The following is a 15,815-nucleotide window of genomic DNA, read 5'->3' as shown; positions in this document are numbered from 1 at the left end:
GCCCGCGCCTGCTGCTTGGGCCTTTTTTTATCGGCCATGATGTGAACAGGACTGCAGGGTTCAGTTGACCAGCAAAACCGCCTCAACCCGGCGATTCAGATCCCGGCCTTCCGGCGTGGCATTGGAAGTGAGCGGGGCAAGATAGCCGATCCCGCGCGCCTCGACCCGGTCTGCCGCGACCCCATGCGCCTCGATCAATCGGGCGCGTACAGCCTGAGCCCTGCCGGTACTGACCGAGATGTTGGCATCCAGCGCACCGGTGTCATCCGTGTGGCCCACAAGTGCCAGCCGGGTACTTGGGTTTTTGGCCAGAAACTCCGCTACCAATTCAAGCGAGGAAAAAGGCCCCTCGCCCAACGTCATCTCTCCGGTGCGGAAATGCAGGTCTTCCAATATTGTATGCCCGTTTTGTTCCAGACTGGCTAACAAATCACCGGGCGACGTGACCGGTTCGTCGATCACAAGCGGTGGTGACGCCTCTGCACCCACCGGGGTGACCCGGATCATCTGCACATACCCGTCAGGCGGATTGCGGCTGACCAGCAGGCTGACCACATTTCCCCCTCGGATGGCAGACAAAAAACGATAGTCCTGAATAGCCACGTACATGTCTGGTGTGGGCACAACTTCGGTGCCAAAACGGAAGTCGAACCCACCACACGTTTTGGCCTGGCACTCAAGCAATATTTCGTACCCTTGCGCTGCGATCTGGTCACGCAACGGGGCCAGCAATTGCAGCGTCGTGCTGGAGCCGGATTGCAACCGCCAGGTAAACCGCTCGACTTTTCCTTCGACTTCTCGCGCCGGTACCGCCCCATCCGCAAAGGGCCCGATTGGCAGCTCGTAGCTGTCCAGTTCACTGGTCCGCTCGCTGACAAGACGCGCGCCGGAAGGCATTGTCAGGTTCTGCGCAAGACCCTGGCCGGCCATGATCATCAGGAATAGGGCAGCAGTTCGGATCATCGGGCCTGCGCGTGGTATTCGTCGTTCGGGGCCATCGCAGTTGCGCTGGCCACTCGGTTCGACATGTTGAAAAAGCCGGTCACATTGGCAATGTCCCAAATGTCCCGGTCGCTGAACCCAACATCGCGCAGACGTTGACGATCAGGTTCTTCGATCTCGGTACTGGCGGTCGTCATCTTGGCAGCAAAATCCAGCATGGCGCGTTGGCGGTCGCCCAGAGGGGCCACGCGGTAGTTCATGACCAGCATCTCGCCCAGTTGCGGATTGCCCGACAATTGTCGGACGGCCGCGCCGTGGGCCACCAAACAGTAAAAGCACTTGTTGATCGCGGACACGACCACCGCAATCATTTCGCGTTCCAGTTTTGACAATCCGCTGTCGCCCAGCATCAGATCGTTGTAGTTCGCCGTAAACGCATTCAGCTTGTCGATATCGAACGCGTATGCCTTCAGCACATTGGGCACAAAGCCCAGTTTTTCGACACATATATCAAAGTACTTCTGCGTCTCAGGCGGCAGCGGGTCCACCATCGGCAGGTCCAGCGCGGTGGGCAGGGTTTGATCGGTCACGTTGGTCACTCTCCTTGGACAAGCTGACGGTAGTGGTATTCGCCGGTGATCTCCATCCCGAGCGCATGGTAGAGACCATTTGCCCCGTTATTAGCTTTGGTGCAGATCACACTTAGCGTTTTTGCGCCGTTCTTCTGCGCCCAGATTGCAGCCGCGCGCATGGCCCACTTTCCCAAGCCCTGACGGCGATAGGCCGGTAAGATTTCCAGCGCATGAACCATGGCGACGTCGTCGTGAATGGCGACAAATCCGGTCCCCGCCGGGTGATCGGAATGACGTAGGAATATCCCCGTTTTCGGCCCCTCGGCGCGGTCCATGATGGCCAGCCGTTCTGGTCCGATCCCGCCCTGCGCCCAGATCTCGTTCATGATCGCCAGCGGACTCCAGATGGTAAAGGCGGTGACCCGAGGGATGGGCGTATCGGTCAGGTCCTCGACCTGGCATTGGTAGATGTTGACGGGATCAAGAATGTCATAGCCCTGATCCGCAAGCTGCAGATCCAACCCTTCGTCGCCCGGTCGCAGGCAGAATATGGGTCGCTGCCCCATCGCGCGCATCGCCCCTTCAGCGGCTTTGATATCCGCGTCGATCGCAGATGCCAGAGCGCTGGCCGCGGAAACGCGCGAGCCACCACCCAACCCCTGCCGCAGGCGAAAAGGGCCAATTGTTTCGAACCGAGCCGCCGGCCATGTGCCGTCGACAACGTCGGCCCAGTTCGGGCTCAAAGCTCCAGCTCTTTTGCCAACCGGGTCGTGGCCGCATCGACCTGCGACCCATTCGTGCCCCGAACCACCACGTTAGAGCCGAATACACCATTTACCTGAAACGGATAGCTGCCGATGGCGAGATCAGGGTAATCCTCAGCCAAAGCCGAGAGGATCGAGGCGATATCACCTTCACCCCGGTTGATCCGCAGCGTTTGCGACAACAAGGGATCGCCGCCGGTCAGCTTGGGCAGAACGCTGGCGACCATGGCCTGAAAGATTGTGGGAATACCCGCCATCACATGCACATTCCCAAGCGTGAAGCCTGGCGCGGTCGAAACAGGATTATCGATCAATGTCGCCCCATCGGGAATACGCGCCATACGCAGGCGCGCGGCGTTCAGTTCCAACCCCGAATTCTCATAGTGCCGCTCTAACAGCGCTCGGGCGTCAGCGCGCACGTCGATCGACGCACCAAAAGCCCGGGCGATACAATCTGCGGTGATGTCGTCATGGGTCGGGCCTATTCCGCCGCTGGTGAACACATGATCAACCTGCTCAGACAGCGCTCGAACGGCTTGTTCGATAGCAGTGGCGTCATCGCTGACCATCCGGACCTCTTTAAGGTCAATGCCCTGCTTTGTCAGTTCCTGCGCTAGATAATGCATGTTCGCATCCCGGGTGCGTCCCGACAGGATTTCATCCCCGATCACAAGCATTGCTGCGGTTGGGTTCGGCATGACCTGTCCTTTCCTGATATGGCACAGGCCGCAAGATATCGTTCCTGCTGAACCTCGCAAGGCCCGTTTGTCAGTCCCGCAGCGCTTGGGCAGGCAAATTCGCAGTGACGCTTTGGAACAGGTCCATATCGTTCATCGACCGCGCCAGAATCATCGCCCCTTCCAGGCGGGCAATCGTTTCCCCTGCTCGGGCTTCGGGATTCGCGGCCCCTGCGGCCCGGAAAACCGTTTCCAGCCATACGAGATTGCGCTCGAAAAACTCGCGAGTCCGTCTGGCGACCGGGTCTGGCAACCTTGCGATTTCAGCACCAAACATACCGCACAGGCACATCAGGTCCTGTTCGATCAATGCTTGTCGATATGCCGCCACATATTGTTCCAGAGATTCCAAAGGCGTGGCTTCGTCCAACCGCCCCAACGCCCCCAGGAACCGATCAGTGTAACGGGTAACCAGCGCCTCGCCCAAAGCTTCCTTGGTGGGGAAATGGTAGTGAATGCTGGCCGATTTGATGCCGATTTCAGACGCGATGTCGCGAAAACTGAAGGCATAATACCCGCCTTGTCGCGCCATACGCTCGGCCACATCCAAAATACGGCTGGCAGTTTCTGACAAGGGTTTTTCCGTTTTGGGCATCTGCACATCTATCTAAAAATAACCTACCACTAGATAGGGGGTTGTATTTCAGTTTCCAAGCTCAATATATCTACCTATCAGTAGATAGGAAATCTGATCATGACTCTGACAACAACACTTATCGTCGGCGGATCCAGCGGAATGGGTCTGGCCACAGCGCGCCAAATCATAGCAAGCGGCGGGCACGTGACCCTTGTCGGGTCATCCGCTGGCAAGCTGGACGCGGCGAAAGCGGAACTTGGCGGCGCCGCGGACATATACCGCGCGAACCTGCTCGATGCGGCAGACGTCGAAAGGCTGATCAACCAGATCAAATCGGACACGCGTCACATTCAAGGATTGGTGAATGCAGCCGGGACATTCGCGCCAAAACCGTTCATGGAACACACGGCCGAGGATTACGACAGCTATCTGGACCTGAACCGCGCGACCTTTTTCATCACACAGGCCGTGGTCGAAAACATGAAAGCCAACGGAGGTGGCAATATCGTCAACATAGGCTCTATGTGGGCAAAACAGGCAGTTCGCGCCACACCGTCCTCGGCCTATTCGATGGCCAAAGCCGGACTTCATTCCCTGACGCAGCATCTGGCAATGGAGCTGGCGGAACATAAGATCCGAGTGAATGCGGTTTCTCCGGCGGTGGTGGTGACCCCCATCTATGGCGCCTTCATCGCACCGGACCAGATCGAGGCGACTTTGACCGATGCTTTCGACGCTTTCCACCCGATCGGCCGCGTCGGTCGGCCCGAGGATGTGGCGCATACCGTCACCCATCTTCTGTCCGATGATGCAGGTTGGGTCACCGGGGCAGTCTGGGATGTGGATGGTGGCGTAATGGCAGGCCTCGTCTGACACTTCCCATACGGGCGGGCGCGCGTTAAGCCGGGTGGCATGAAGTTTGCCACCCCATTGATCCCCGCCCGCCTGATCCGCCGCTACAAACGCTTTCTGGCCGATTGCCAGTTGGAGGACGGGCGTGAAGTAACCGCCCATTGCGCCAATCCGGGGTCAATGATGGGGCTGGCGGAACCCGGCGAGAAGATCTGGTTGGAACCCAACGATGACCCGAAGAAAAAACTGAAATACGGCTGGCGTCTGGTCGATCATGAGAACGGGCATTTTACCGGTGTTGACACCTCGGTGCCCAACAAAGCCCTGCGCGCGTCCCTTGAAGCCGGTGAAATACCTGAGCTTGCCGCCTATGAAACCGTCCGTCCCGAGGTGAAGTACGGCGAAAACAGCCGTATTGATTTTCTGCTGACGCAACCTGGCCTGCCCAACGCCTATGTCGAGGTCAAAAGCGTGACCTTGTCCCGTGAACCATGTTTGGCAGAGTTCCCCGACAGCGTCACCGCACGCGGTACCAAACATCTAGGAGAGCTGACGGCTATGGTGACCCAAGGACATCGCGCGATCATGTTGTATCTGGTGCAACGCACCGATTGCGACCGGTTTGGTTTGGCGGCGGATATAGACGCGGCCTATGCGGCGGCATTTGAGACGGCACAGGCGAAGGGTGTCGAGCGATTGGTGTATGGTACGCAAATTTCGCCCGACGGTGTTTGGGTGGATACCACACGGTTCGGGGACTTTAACCTGCCCGGATAATATCACTTGCCCTCGTCAGGTCCGGTTCACCCCTTGTTTCGGCATTCGAACTGGGTTGCTGAAAGGGGCATCACCATATCACTGGCCTCAAATCTGGACCGCAGCGCCGACAGCATTTCGGCCACAACCGCATCCGGATCGACACCTCCGCGCGCTCTGATTTCGTCAATCAACGGATTTCCATACACCAGGGCTGTCGCAAATTTCTCAAGGTCGGCGATTGGTTTGTTCAACCTGATGGTTTCGTGCGTAACGGTCCCCCAACCTGCGGCCGCAAGGTCTGCGTGTACGATGTCGGGGTCGCCATAGTGGAACGGGACCTTGTAGAATCCCGGTGGGTTTTCGGGAAAGAACGTCATCGCCGCTTTGTGGGCTGTCTCGGAAAACGGGTTTTCGGACATATCACTCCAGATATTGAACACGTAACGGCCACCCGGCTTCAGAACACGGGCGACTTCGCGATATGACGCAGTTTTGTCCGGAAAGAACATCACGCCAAACTGGCAAACGATCAGGTCAAAACTATTGTCTTCGAAGGGCAGTTCCATTGCGTTCGCTTGGGCAAACTCGACATTCTCACTGCCGGCGAGCTTGGCTTTTGCAATCTCCAACATGGGCGGATTAAGGTCCGTAACCGTCAGTGAAACAGACGGGTTTAACGCGTCGCGCAGCTTACGGCTGACAATTCCCGTTCCTGCGGCAAGCTCCAGAACGCGACCCGTTTCAAGACCGCCACACAGCCCGGTTAACCTGTCGGCATAGTCTACGAAAATGTTCGGTCCCAGACCCTGATCGTAATGGTGTGGAATTTCACCGATAAAATTGGCAGAATTGCTGGACATTTCGATCCTCCAAAACGATCTCACTGCGAAAAAACAACATTCTATCTGAAATTATGATTTTGAGCGAATTTGACAGACTTTGCAGCCTTGATCCGAGGGCATTCCGCGCCATCTAACACCCGCAAACGCGCACCCTCTGGAACTTTCTGCACAAGCAGCGTAAAAGGCAGGCTGCGCGCAACATTTGGAGCTTAGCGTCGATGAAAGAACATCGTGGCCGCCTGACCAAGGACGGCATCCGCATTTACGAACAGGGTGACTTTGCCGGCATGCATGCGGCAGGGGCTTTGGCCGCGCGGATACTCGACGATATTGCAGAACATGTCTTTCCGGGCCAGACCACTGGCGCGATTGATGGCATGATCACGCAGATGGTCGAGGATGCAGGCGCGACATCGGCAACAATTGGCTACAAGGGCTATCAGCATGCCAGCTGTATCAGCGTGAATCACGTGGTCTGCCATGGCATTCCCGGTGACAAGAAGCTGAAGGATGGCGACATTCTGAACATCGACGTTACGGTCATCGTAGACGGCTGGTTCGGCGATACTTCGCGCATGTATGTTGCGGGCAAACTGCCCCGCAAGGCTGAGCGTCTGGTCCAAGTGACACATGATGCCCTGTTCAAAGGCATCGAGGCGGTCAAGCCCGGCAACACCTTCGGTGATATCGGCCACGCGATTCAGGCATATGTCGAGGCGCATCGGATGAGCGTCGTGCGCGATTTCTGTGGTCACGGCCTGGGCCGGGTGTTCCACGCGCCGCCAAACGTGCTGCACTATGGCCGTCCGGGCACTGGCGCGGTTCTGGAAGAGGGCATGTTCTTCACCATCGAACCGATGGTGAACCTTGGCCGTCCTGAGACGAAAACACTTGCCGATGACTGGACTGCGGTGACCCGCGACAAGTCACTGTCAGCGCAGTTCGAACACTCTGTGGGTGTGACGGCTGATGGCGTCGATATCTTTACCCTGTCACCGGGCAACAAGTTCCATCCGACCTATTCGTCCTGATCGGCGGCCTGCTCGCGCAGCAGTTTCAGCAGCAATGTTTCCGTTCCCCACGGCGTAATCGCGTCGTGGATGAACACAGGCGCGCGCAAAGGCTTGGGCGCGGGTCCAGTGTGGGATTCAGCGGCCTGTGAATGGGTCCAGAACAGAGAAGTGGCGGTGCGGTCCATCCGCCAATCCTAGCATAATTGATTTATAAGCCCAAAAGCTTTGGCACTTGGGCCATGTCGTCAAAGACCTCGGCACCTAGTGCAACCAACCGCGCACCGTCGTCATGGGCCGCATACCCCAGGCACCGCATGTCGGCGCGCTTGGCAGCGGTGACGCCGTTTTCGCTGTCTTCGATGACGACGGGGGACTTGGCACCGAAATGCTGCGCTGCTGCAATGAACAAAGCAGGGTCGGGTTTACCCACCCCCAGAACATGCGCCGAAAACATCACATCCCGGAACCTGTCCCACAACCCGTTCTGGCTCAGGGTGATCTGCATCTTTTCCGGGCGGCCATTCGAGGCGACGCAATACGGAATACCTAATGAATCCAACTGCGCCAACAGCTCGGGAACACCCGCAACCAAAGGTGTACCGGCACGCAAAACCTCATAGGTTTCCGAATAGATTTGTTCGATCCAATTATTCGGCAGGTCCGCGCCCAGCGCCCGGGCCTTTTCGCGGACACCGGTCATCGTACCGCCTACGAAAAGCGCCATGCATTCCGCCAAAGACAGGTTCAGCCCATATCTCGCAAAGCTGTCGATCAAAACCTGGTTGGACAGAACCTCACTATCGACCAGCACACCATCGCAATCGAAAATGACCAGATCGTGCATGTCAGACCTCTGCCCGCCACATCAGCGAAATATGCGTGTCGCCGTATTTACGCGTATTGTGCAGGTCAAACCCTTCTGGCGCCTCAATGGGGGCGTTTTCTTCCCAGACGATCAAGGCGTCTTTTGCCAGCCACCCCCCTTGAGTGACCGTCGCAAGCGCCTTTTGTCCCAGGCTTTTGCCGTAAGGCGGATCGAGAAAAATCAGATCACAAGGCGCGCCCGGATTGTCACCCAACCGTGTCGCGTCGCGGCGGATCAGATCGGTACGATCCTTGCTGTGGGTCAGATCAATGTTCTTACGGATCAGTCCCTGCGCCACACGCCCGTCATCAACGAAAGTCACATGCGCCGCGCCGCGCGACAGCGCCTCAAGCCCCAGTGCTCCGGTGCCGGCAAAAAGGTCCAGAACACGCAGCCCATCAAAGTCGATCTGATGGCTCAGCACATTGAACAGGCTTTCACGCACGCGGTCAGTGGTGGGACGCAGATGCGCCCCGGCATCGCCTTTGCCGACCGAGGCCAAGGCGCGACCTCGGAACTCTCCGGCGATGATCCTCACGCTTTGAGCAACGGTTTCAAGTCCGCGTCTGGGTCGGCCACGACCGCCGGGTCGGCCGTTTTGCCTGCATCGATCAGGCGTTTGCCGACCATGTAAGCGCGCGGGTCGTTCATGGCATCTACCGCAATCAGCTGATCGCCTTTGTAATACCAGAAGGACACCGTCTGCCCGTCGCCCTTGCGGGTCACCACGCGGTCATAGCCGGTGTTCAGACCTGCGATCTGTAGTTTGACGTCATACTGGTCCGACCAGAACCACGGCGTCGCCACATAGTCTTTGGCGGCACCCAGCATGTTCTGAGCAACAATCTCGGCCTGATCGATGGCATTCGGTACGCTTTCCAGCCGAATACGACCACCGAAATGCGGGAACGACGCGCAATCGCCTGCCGCCCAGATAGCCGGATCAGAGGTGCGGCCATGAGCATCCGTTTTGATGCCGTTGTCCAGTTCCAACCCGGCCATCTCGGCCAATTGGGTCGAGGGTGCGATGCCCACGCCAACCACGACGAAATCAACTTCAAGCTTGGTGCCATCGGTCAGGACGGCCCCGGTAACCTTGCCGTCTTCGCCGACCAGACGATCCAGCCCGACGCCTTCACGGATGTCAGCACCGTATTCGGAATGCAGAGCACGGAAGTAATCGCTGGTTTCCGGTGCCGCGACACGTTGCAAAATCCGTTCTGCCATCTCAACCAGAGTAACCTTGACTCCACGCTTGGCGCAGCCGGCGGCCGCTTCAAGCCCGATATAGCCACCACCAACGATCAGGGCGCGGGCGCCCTCTTTCACGCGGGGCTCCATCTCGTCGATATGGGTCAGGTCGCGCACGACATGGACGCCTTCGAGATCACCGCCAATGGCAGCAGGCAGGTAACGCGGGTCGGAACCAGTGGTCAGGGCCAGTTCGTCATAAGAAATCACCTCATCGCCCAGGGTCACGGTCTTGGCCTTGGGGTCGATCGCGGTCACGCGTTTACCCAGACGCAGGGTGATGTTGTTTTCGGCGTAGAAACCTTCAGGGCGTAGGAACAGGCGTTCAAGCTCCATCTCACCCAGCAGATAAGCTTTGGACAGTGGGGGGCGCTGATAGGGCAGATGCTGCTCGGCACCGATCAGCGTGATATCGCCTTCAAACCCGTCCTTGCGCAGTCTTGCAACAAGAGATGATCCCGCCTGCCCGGCTCCGATCACAACAATATGGCTCATCTTCGTCCTGCCCTGTCAAATTCCCGTGGTTTCATTCTCTGGCTCACCTATATTGCGGCTGAGGCCGACTCTGCAAATCCAATCGACAGGAGGAACAAGATGATTTCAACCGGTGATACGCTTCCCGACGCAACGTTGACTCAAATGGGGGCAGAAGGGCCCGAAGAGGTTCGGATTTCAGACAAGACCAAAGGCCGCAAAGTTGTGATCTTTGCTGTGCCCGGCGCATTCACGCCGACCTGCCACTCGGCCCATGTGCCCAGCTTTATGCGCACCAAGGAACAGTTCGACGCCAAGGGCGTGGACGAAATCATCTGCGTCTCGGTCAACGACCCCTTTGTAATGAGCGCATGGGGCGAAGCCACTGGCGCGACAGGTGCAGGCCTGACCATGCTGGCCGACGCCGCATCCGAATTCACCAAGGCCATTGGCATGGATTTCGACGCCCCGCCCGTCGGCCTGCTTGCGCGCTCAAAGCGCTATGCGATGTTGGTCGAAGATGGCAAAGTCGTTGCATTGAATCTTGAAGAAAACCCAGGTGCCTGCGAGATTTCCGCGGGCGAAGGTCTGCTTGAGGCCATCTAGGTCACTCGGGCCCCGGTACAGCCGGGGCCACGTTAACCCTATTTCACTTGATGCAACTTCCTGATGGGTCGATACTTGCCCCATTCATTCAGGGAGTTTTTTTGATGAAGCTCAAAGTCATCACAGTCATTCTGGGTGCTGCAGGCGCGCTGGCAGCGTGTGGCCCGGCCCCGACACCTCAACAGCAGCAAGCACGACAGCATGAGATCGCCTGCCTCGGCGGCACATTGGGCGGTGCACTGATCGGCGGGGCGATTGGCAATCAATTCGGCGGTGGGTCCGGCAAGGACATCCTGACTGCGGCAGGGGCCGTCGCGGGCGGTGTCTCGGGCCAGCGTTACGCGTGCTGAGGAGAGAATGATGATGAAAACAGCGATTTTGACGACAGCGTTCATTCTGATGGCCAGTGCAACCTTGGCGGAAACAGTGGCTGAACTGCACGAAAAGGAACTGAACGCCATTGATTCCAACAACGATGGCTTCCTGTCCAAGGACGAGTTCAACGCTTTTTCGGATTATGCTTTTCAGGCCATGGACGAAGACAAGAACGGAACGCTGGGTCTGGAAGAAGCCAAGCCGTTTCTGGACATAAAGCGGTTTCAAAACGTTGACCGCAACAACGACAGCTTTATTTCACGATCAGAGTATGACCAGCAGATGGGCGATGATTTCCTGGCCGCCGATCAGGACGGAAACGGCCAGTTGGATTGATCGCACGACCGGGCTGAACGATAGGAGCGTGGTATGAAAAAGTGGATAGCCCTCGGCATTCTGGGGTTTCTTGCCGCCTGTGATGCGCCGCAGGCCCCCGTGGTGACCGGACCAAACGGACAGCCCCAGATCCAGATCAGCACTTCGGGCCTGACGTGCTATGATACGCGTTGTTTGGACATCAATCCGGCGGCGCGCAGCGTTCGTTCGGTTGGGAATCGGACAGCCGGTATTCCACGAGATATCGACGTCAGCAACGGCACGGTCACACCCGCCGATTTCCGTCGTCTGGGTGAAATAGCTTCTCTGGCCGGCGGCATGGGATCCAGAGGAGACCGTTAAACGAGGCTGTCCATTTTTCGCGCCAATTTGGCGTCCAGCGACGATAACCCACCGACATCATGTGTGGACAGGACGACCTCAACCGTGCGGTACACGTTTGACCATTCAGGGTGGTGGTTCCACTTCTCGGCAAAGATCGCCACCTGGGTCATCCAGCCAAAGGCGTGGACAAAATCCTCGAAAATGAAGGTCTTGGTGATAGCATCCCGGTCGGTGACCATGGTCCAGCCGTTGTCGAACAGCGGATCAAGAAGAGGGCCGCGAGTTTCGGTCGACAATAGTTCCGTCATTGCTGTTCCTCCGGATTCGATTTTCTGAACGGACCATAATCCGTCAGAATCTCGATCTCTTCTCCCACTGCGTGGGCCTCGGCGTCCAGATATTTCTTGATCGCATCGGCAAAGCCGGGGTCATTGACCCAATGCAAGCTATGCGTGCGCGTGGGCAAGTAACCGCGCGCCAGCTTATGTTCACCCTGCGCGCCTGCTTCTACCCGTGCCAGACCTTCCGCAATGGCAAAGTCGATCGCCCTATAATAGCACAGTTCGAAATGCAGGCAGGCGTGATGTTCAATGCAACCCCAATACCGGCCAAAAAGCGTTTCGCGGCCGATGAAGTTCAAAGCCCCTGCGATGGGGTATCCGCCCCGTTCAGCCAGCACCAAGGCCATATCGTCCGCCATGGTTTCATGTGCAATATCAAAGAATTGGCGGGTCAGATAAGGCACGCCCCATTTACGGGACCCGGTGTCCTGATAAAACTGCCAGAAGGCATCCCAGTGTTCGGGGCGCAGGTCATCCCCCGTCAGAGTGCGGATTTCGCCGCCAAAATCGACGGCCCGCGCGCGTTCTTTGCGAATGTTCTTGCGCTTGCGCGACGATAATGCCGCAAGAAATCCGTCGAAGTCCTGGTGTTCGTCGTTCAGCCAGTGAAACTGCTGCGACTGGCGCAGCATAAGGCCCATCTGTTCGCCCGCCAGCGCCTCGGCTTCGGTGCAGAAGGTTGCGTGGACTGAAGACACCTGATTGTCCGCAGCCAATTGCACCGCCCCCTGCACCAGCGCAGACATGCCAACCGAGTCATAGCCGGGGCGCACCAGAAAACGCCGACCTGTTGCAGGGGTGAACGGTACGGCGATCTGCAGCTTGGGGTAATAACGACCCCCGGCACCTTCATAGGCATGCGCCCAGTTGTGGTCGAAGATATATTCGCCCTGACTGTGGGATTTGGCATACATCGGCGCCGCCGCGATCAGCATCCCGTCCAGATAGGCCGCCAGGTATTGCGGCTGCCAGCCAGTTCCACGCCCAACCGAGCCGCTGTGCTCAAGTGCCAGCAGAAACCGGTGGGTGGTAAACGGATCAAGCGGACGGCCGCCATCGGCAACCTCGGGGCAGGCGCAGCTGTCCCATTCCGCCGCAGATATCTGCGACAGCGAACCCAGCACCCGAACCTCGATCTGTGCCTGATCCATTTGCCCTCCGCCTCTGATCTTTATCTGTGACGTTGCAGGGCTGGTTCAACCCGGTTGAACAGCCAGATACCCTTCGAACGTCACATTGTCCGCAACTTCGCGGGCCTCTGCCTCTTGTTCAGGCGACCGCACGGTCCAGCACAGGATCGGTACACCGCGTGCCTTCAGTTCGGCCACGCGGGGGCGGTCAAGGTCTTCGACCTCATGGCTGATGAAACTGGCCCCGACACGATCGAAATCCGGAATGTCGCGCAGGTAGTCACAAACACTCTGAGGTAAAAGCTCGACCTTGGGCTGGTACGATCCTGTCACGATGCCACGCGGCAGATGCGGTGCCAGCCGCGCCAGTTCAACGACCGAGTTGGGGTTGAACGACATCAACGCCACCGGCCCATCGTAACCTGACAATGCACGCACGGCGTCTTGTTCCAGCGGGCCCACGGATGTGCCCATCGCGCCGTCCTGATCTTTGAATTCGATCAGCAGCGGTACTTTACCTGACACGATTTGCAGCACCTCATCCAGCCTCGGGATGCCATCTTCTGCGTGCAACAGCGTGGTGCCTGACGCCTGCGCCGAAGTGATCTGTTGGATCGGTCCGGGCTGTCCGGTCAGGCGGGTCATGTCATAGTCATGAAACACCATGGCCCGGTTGTCCGAGGTCCGTTGCAGATCAATCTCGATCCCATAACCGGCGTCCACAGCGGCGCGAATGGCCGCCCGGCTGTTTTCCGGGCGGTTGTCCTGTTTGTCGTGCAGCGCACGATGCGCCAACGGGACTTGAAGGAATACGTCAGGCAGCGCGGGCGTCATTGAACTTCGAAGATACCTTCGATCTCAACCGCGACGCCCAAGGGCAGTGCCGCCGCACTGACGGCCGAACGCGAATGGCGGCCTGCATCACCCAGCGCTTCGACCAGAAAGTCTGACGCACCGTTGATGACTTGCGGCTGCGCGGTAAAATCTGCCGTCGAGTTCACAAACCCGGTCAGCTTGATGACGCGCACCAACTTTTCGATATCGCCACCGCAGGCCGCTTTGACCTGGGCCAGAAGGTTGATCGCACATACCTTGGCCGCAGCAGCGCCTGCTTCGACTTCCATGTTGTCGCCCAGCTTGCCAGTGATCAGATCATCCGCCTTCGAGATCTGCCCCGAGACATAGACGATATTGCCCACGCGCACGAAGGGCACGTAGTTGGCCGCCGGCGCAGGAGCGTCCGGTAGGTTGACACCCAAGCTTTCCAGTTTCGCCGCGATGCTCATGAGGTCTCCTCCCAAATTTGAGTCGGGGCGAAGCTAACCGGGAAGGCAAGGATCGAAAAGTGCGAAAACGGCGATGTGACCTGCACCGGTTGTGGGCGTAACTTTTCTTATTCTGAACTGTTGAACCTGTGTCACTTTACGTTGACCTATTCGGCAGGTTAAACGCTATCTGTTTCATATTGGTGGCGAAACGCCTATGTGACTTTGGGTAGGCCGGGCACAACGGCCAAAAAGAGTATTGATTAAGTGTTCGGGCGCGGACTGTCCGAACGTTTTGGAGTGGCAAAGATCGTGTTGAGCAGAATCAACCTAAAACCCCTGATCGTTGTGTCCGTATTGGCAGTTCTCAGCGCCTGCACCACACGCCCTCCGGAGGGTGTTCAGCAGGGTGAAGCATTTGATCCGTATGAACGCAACAACCGGGGCATCCACAAGTTCAACCTTGGCGTCGACCGGTTTCTGTTTCGTCCCGCCTCGAAAGGGTACGTAAAGATCGTGCCCGACTCGATGGTGACCAGTTTCAACCATTTTGCCGAAAACCTGACGATGCCGGGCCAAGCCGTGGACTACCTGCTGCAAGGCAACCTCAAGCAGTCGGGCAATGCACTGCTGCAATTTGTGATCAACACGACCGTTGGTGGCCTGGGGTTGTCAGCCCCCGCCGACGAGTTGAACCTTCCGCCTGTGGATACCGATTTCGGTGAAACGCTGCACGTCTGGGGTTTTGGCGAGGGCGCTTATGTCGAGCTGCCGCTCTATGGTCCGTCAACGCAGCGGGACTCGATTGGCGTTATCGTCAACCTGTTCTCGAACCCGATCAACTTCTCTCCGGTCCGTCCGGTCGACAATATCGGTGTCTATGCCGAGGTCGTGCGCCGGATGGGTGATCGGGGGCGTTTTTCAGACACGGTCGACTCGATCCTATATGAAAGCGCCGACAGTTATGCACAAGCGCGGACCATTTACCTACAAAATCGCCGCTTCGAACTGGCGAGAGACGACGAAGAAACCTATCTGGGTCTTTACGACGACCCTTATGCAGACAATGGGACCGACCCTGTCAGAGATCCCTACCTAGACCCATACGAGGACCCCTATGAGGACCCCTATGCCGAGTAACCATATGAACCGGCGCGGTTTTGTCGCCACAGGCCTTGCTGGCCTGGCACTGACCGCCCTGCCTTTTTCCGCCTTTGCCCAGACTGAAGCCAGCGCCAAGGCTCTGGTCGTCAGTGTCGTGGATGACATCAACCGCATTATCGCCTCGGGCAAATCCGAAAAGGCGATGATCCGCGATTTCGAAAAGGTCTTTGTGCAATATGCCGATGTGCCGATCATGGCACGTTATGTGCTGGGGGCGGACGCCCGTTCGGCCAGCCCGTCGCAGTTGAAGCAGTTCACCAAAGCGTTTCAGGGCTATATCTCGAACAAGTATGGTCGACGTTTCCGCGAATTCATTGGTGGGCAAGTCACCGTCCGGAAAGCCCGGAAAATCAAGGCCGGTTACGAGGTACGCACCTCGGTTAAGCTGCAGGGCTCGTCCCCGTTCGAGGTGACATTCCTGGTTTCGGACAAATCAGGCCGCGACAAGTTCTTCAACATGTTCATCGAAGGGGTGAATATGCTGCTGACCGAACGAACCGAGGTTGGCGCTATGCTGGACGCCCGTGGCGGCGACCTGAACCGTTTGATCAAGGACATGGGCTAAACCAAGGTCAGCCAACCCGGTTAAGTATAAGAAAAACGCCGCGCGATAGGGTTCGCGCGGC

The 15,815-nt window shown here is 57.8% G+C and carries 23 protein-coding genes; 9 read left to right on the top strand and 14 right to left on the bottom strand.

From position 1 onward, the window contains the following. Positions 1-60 precede the first annotated feature (60 nt). From AC2FFP_RS08405 to AC2FFP_RS08385, 5 genes are all read right to left on the bottom strand, one after another. The gene (locus tag AC2FFP_RS08405; protein ID WP_496844963.1) at positions 61-963 is read right to left on the bottom strand and encodes an OmpA family protein; all 903 of its coding nucleotides are present in this window, start codon (positions 961-963) and stop codon (positions 61-63) included. Next, complete coding sequence (locus AC2FFP_RS08400; RefSeq protein WP_496844962.1) at positions 960-1,532, bottom strand: peroxidase-related enzyme; 573 nt, start codon at positions 1,530-1,532, stop codon at positions 960-962. The genes AC2FFP_RS08405 and AC2FFP_RS08400 overlap by 4 nt, the downstream gene beginning before the upstream one ends. Positions 1,533-1,537: 5 nt before the next feature. Then, positions 1,538-2,257: a GNAT family N-acetyltransferase gene (locus AC2FFP_RS08395; RefSeq protein ID WP_496844961.1), complete on the bottom strand. Its 720-nt coding sequence runs from the start codon at positions 2,255-2,257 to the stop codon at positions 1,538-1,540. Beyond that, a complete protein-coding gene (locus AC2FFP_RS08390) occupies positions 2,254-2,976 on the bottom strand; it encodes a competence/damage-inducible protein A (protein ID WP_496765519.1) in 723 nt (240 codons plus the stop codon). Before AC2FFP_RS08390 ends, AC2FFP_RS08395 begins: the two co-directional genes overlap by 4 nt. A 70-nt stretch (positions 2,977-3,046) precedes the next feature. Next, entirely contained in the window at positions 3,047-3,610 is a 564-nt protein-coding gene (locus tag AC2FFP_RS08385; RefSeq protein WP_496844959.1) for a TetR/AcrR family transcriptional regulator, read from the bottom strand. A 99-nt stretch (positions 3,611-3,709) separates the two neighbouring features. Between AC2FFP_RS08385 and AC2FFP_RS08380 the strand changes: the two genes are divergently transcribed. Continuing rightward, positions 3,710-4,465, top strand: a complete 756-nt coding sequence (locus tag AC2FFP_RS08380; protein ID WP_496765535.1) for an SDR family NAD(P)-dependent oxidoreductase — start codon at positions 3,710-3,712, stop codon at positions 4,463-4,465. A gap of 39 nt (positions 4,466-4,504) precedes the next feature. Then, the gene (gene sfsA, locus AC2FFP_RS08375) at positions 4,505-5,221 is read left to right on the top strand and encodes a DNA/RNA nuclease SfsA (protein WP_496765537.1); all 717 of its coding nucleotides are present in this window, start codon (positions 4,505-4,507) and stop codon (positions 5,219-5,221) included. Positions 5,222-5,247: 26 nt separating this feature from the next. Here the strand turns inward: sfsA and AC2FFP_RS08370 are convergent, their stop codons facing one another. After that, positions 5,248-6,063: a class I SAM-dependent methyltransferase gene (locus AC2FFP_RS08370; protein WP_496880892.1), complete on the bottom strand. Its 816-nt coding sequence runs from the start codon at positions 6,061-6,063 to the stop codon at positions 5,248-5,250. A 200-nt stretch (positions 6,064-6,263) separates the two neighbouring features. Here AC2FFP_RS08370 and map point away from each other — a divergent pair, with 200 nt between their 5' ends. Further along, complete coding sequence (gene map, locus AC2FFP_RS08365; RefSeq protein ID WP_058274999.1) at positions 6,264-7,076, top strand: type I methionyl aminopeptidase; 813 nt, start codon at positions 6,264-6,266, stop codon at positions 7,074-7,076. Here map and AC2FFP_RS08360 read toward each other — a convergent pair. The 4 genes from AC2FFP_RS08360 to AC2FFP_RS08345 are packed head-to-tail and all read right to left on the bottom strand — an operon-like array spanning position 7,064 to position 9,669. After that, positions 7,064-7,243 carry a hypothetical protein gene (locus AC2FFP_RS08360; protein ID WP_109313628.1) on the bottom strand — a complete coding sequence of 60 codons (180 nt, stop codon included), beginning with the start codon at positions 7,241-7,243 and terminating at the stop codon, positions 7,064-7,066. The two genes, map and AC2FFP_RS08360, sit on opposite strands and share 13 nt — an antisense overlap. Positions 7,244-7,266: 23 nt before the next feature. Beyond that, positions 7,267-7,902, bottom strand: a complete 636-nt coding sequence (locus AC2FFP_RS08355; RefSeq protein WP_496765549.1) for an HAD family hydrolase — start codon at positions 7,900-7,902, stop codon at positions 7,267-7,269. A gap of 1 nt (position 7,903) precedes the next feature. Further along, entirely contained in the window at positions 7,904-8,461 is a 558-nt protein-coding gene (gene rsmD / locus AC2FFP_RS08350; protein WP_496765551.1) for a 16S rRNA (guanine(966)-N(2))-methyltransferase RsmD, read from the bottom strand. After that, positions 8,458-9,669, bottom strand: a complete 1,212-nt coding sequence (locus tag AC2FFP_RS08345; RefSeq protein WP_496880891.1) for an NAD(P)/FAD-dependent oxidoreductase — start codon at positions 9,667-9,669, stop codon at positions 8,458-8,460. Before AC2FFP_RS08345 ends, rsmD begins: the two co-directional genes overlap by 4 nt. A gap of 99 nt (positions 9,670-9,768) precedes the next feature. On the opposite strand from AC2FFP_RS08345, the gene AC2FFP_RS08340 reads away from it, so the two are divergent. From AC2FFP_RS08340 to AC2FFP_RS08325, 4 genes are all read left to right on the top strand, one after another. Further along, positions 9,769-10,254 carry a peroxiredoxin gene (locus AC2FFP_RS08340; protein ID WP_058279067.1) on the top strand — a complete coding sequence of 162 codons (486 nt, stop codon included), beginning with the start codon at positions 9,769-9,771 and terminating at the stop codon, positions 10,252-10,254. Positions 10,255-10,358: 104 nt separating this feature from the next. Then, complete coding sequence (locus AC2FFP_RS08335) at positions 10,359-10,604, top strand: glycine zipper 2TM domain-containing protein (protein ID WP_496721120.1); 246 nt, start codon at positions 10,359-10,361, stop codon at positions 10,602-10,604. A 10-nt stretch (positions 10,605-10,614) separates the two neighbouring features. Beyond that, positions 10,615-10,965, top strand: a complete 351-nt coding sequence (locus AC2FFP_RS08330; RefSeq protein WP_496880890.1) for an EF-hand domain-containing protein — start codon at positions 10,615-10,617, stop codon at positions 10,963-10,965. Between the two features lie 33 nt (positions 10,966-10,998). Continuing rightward, positions 10,999-11,307, top strand: coding sequence for a hypothetical protein (locus AC2FFP_RS08325; protein ID WP_496765558.1), 309 nt, complete (start codon positions 10,999-11,001; stop codon positions 11,305-11,307). Here AC2FFP_RS08325 and AC2FFP_RS08320 read toward each other — a convergent pair. Genes AC2FFP_RS08320 through AC2FFP_RS08305 form a run of 4 tightly spaced genes read right to left on the bottom strand, consistent with a single transcriptional unit; the run spans position 11,304 to position 14,046 of the window. Then, positions 11,304-11,597, bottom strand: a complete 294-nt coding sequence (locus AC2FFP_RS08320) for a 4a-hydroxytetrahydrobiopterin dehydratase (RefSeq protein WP_170411625.1) — start codon at positions 11,595-11,597, stop codon at positions 11,304-11,306. The two genes, AC2FFP_RS08325 and AC2FFP_RS08320, sit on opposite strands and share 4 nt — an antisense overlap. Continuing rightward, positions 11,594-12,781 (bottom strand): GNAT family N-acetyltransferase, encoded by a 1,188-nt coding sequence (locus AC2FFP_RS08315; protein ID WP_496844956.1) that lies wholly within the window; start codon positions 12,779-12,781, stop codon positions 11,594-11,596. Before AC2FFP_RS08315 ends, AC2FFP_RS08320 begins: the two co-directional genes overlap by 4 nt. Positions 12,782-12,826: 45 nt before the next feature. After that, positions 12,827-13,594 carry a glycerophosphodiester phosphodiesterase family protein gene (locus tag AC2FFP_RS08310; protein WP_496844955.1) on the bottom strand — a complete coding sequence of 256 codons (768 nt, stop codon included), beginning with the start codon at positions 13,592-13,594 and terminating at the stop codon, positions 12,827-12,829. Next, complete coding sequence (locus tag AC2FFP_RS08305) at positions 13,591-14,046, bottom strand: RidA family protein (protein WP_058275010.1); 456 nt, start codon at positions 14,044-14,046, stop codon at positions 13,591-13,593. Before AC2FFP_RS08305 ends, AC2FFP_RS08310 begins: the two co-directional genes overlap by 4 nt. 291 nt (positions 14,047-14,337) lie before the next feature. Here AC2FFP_RS08305 and AC2FFP_RS08300 point away from each other — a divergent pair, with 291 nt between their 5' ends. Continuing rightward, the gene (locus tag AC2FFP_RS08300; protein WP_496844954.1) at positions 14,338-15,165 is read left to right on the top strand and encodes an MlaA family lipoprotein; all 828 of its coding nucleotides are present in this window, start codon (positions 14,338-14,340) and stop codon (positions 15,163-15,165) included. Then, positions 15,155-15,754, top strand: a complete 600-nt coding sequence (locus tag AC2FFP_RS08295) for an MlaC/ttg2D family ABC transporter substrate-binding protein (RefSeq protein WP_496726405.1) — start codon at positions 15,155-15,157, stop codon at positions 15,752-15,754. The genes AC2FFP_RS08300 and AC2FFP_RS08295 overlap by 11 nt, the downstream gene beginning before the upstream one ends. Positions 15,755-15,815: the final 61 nt, after the last annotated feature.

The organism is Ruegeria sp. YTSC004 (assembly GCF_059609805.1).
Note: the sequence above shows the minus strand (reverse complement) of the source record. Positions and strands in the feature narration are given on the sequence as shown.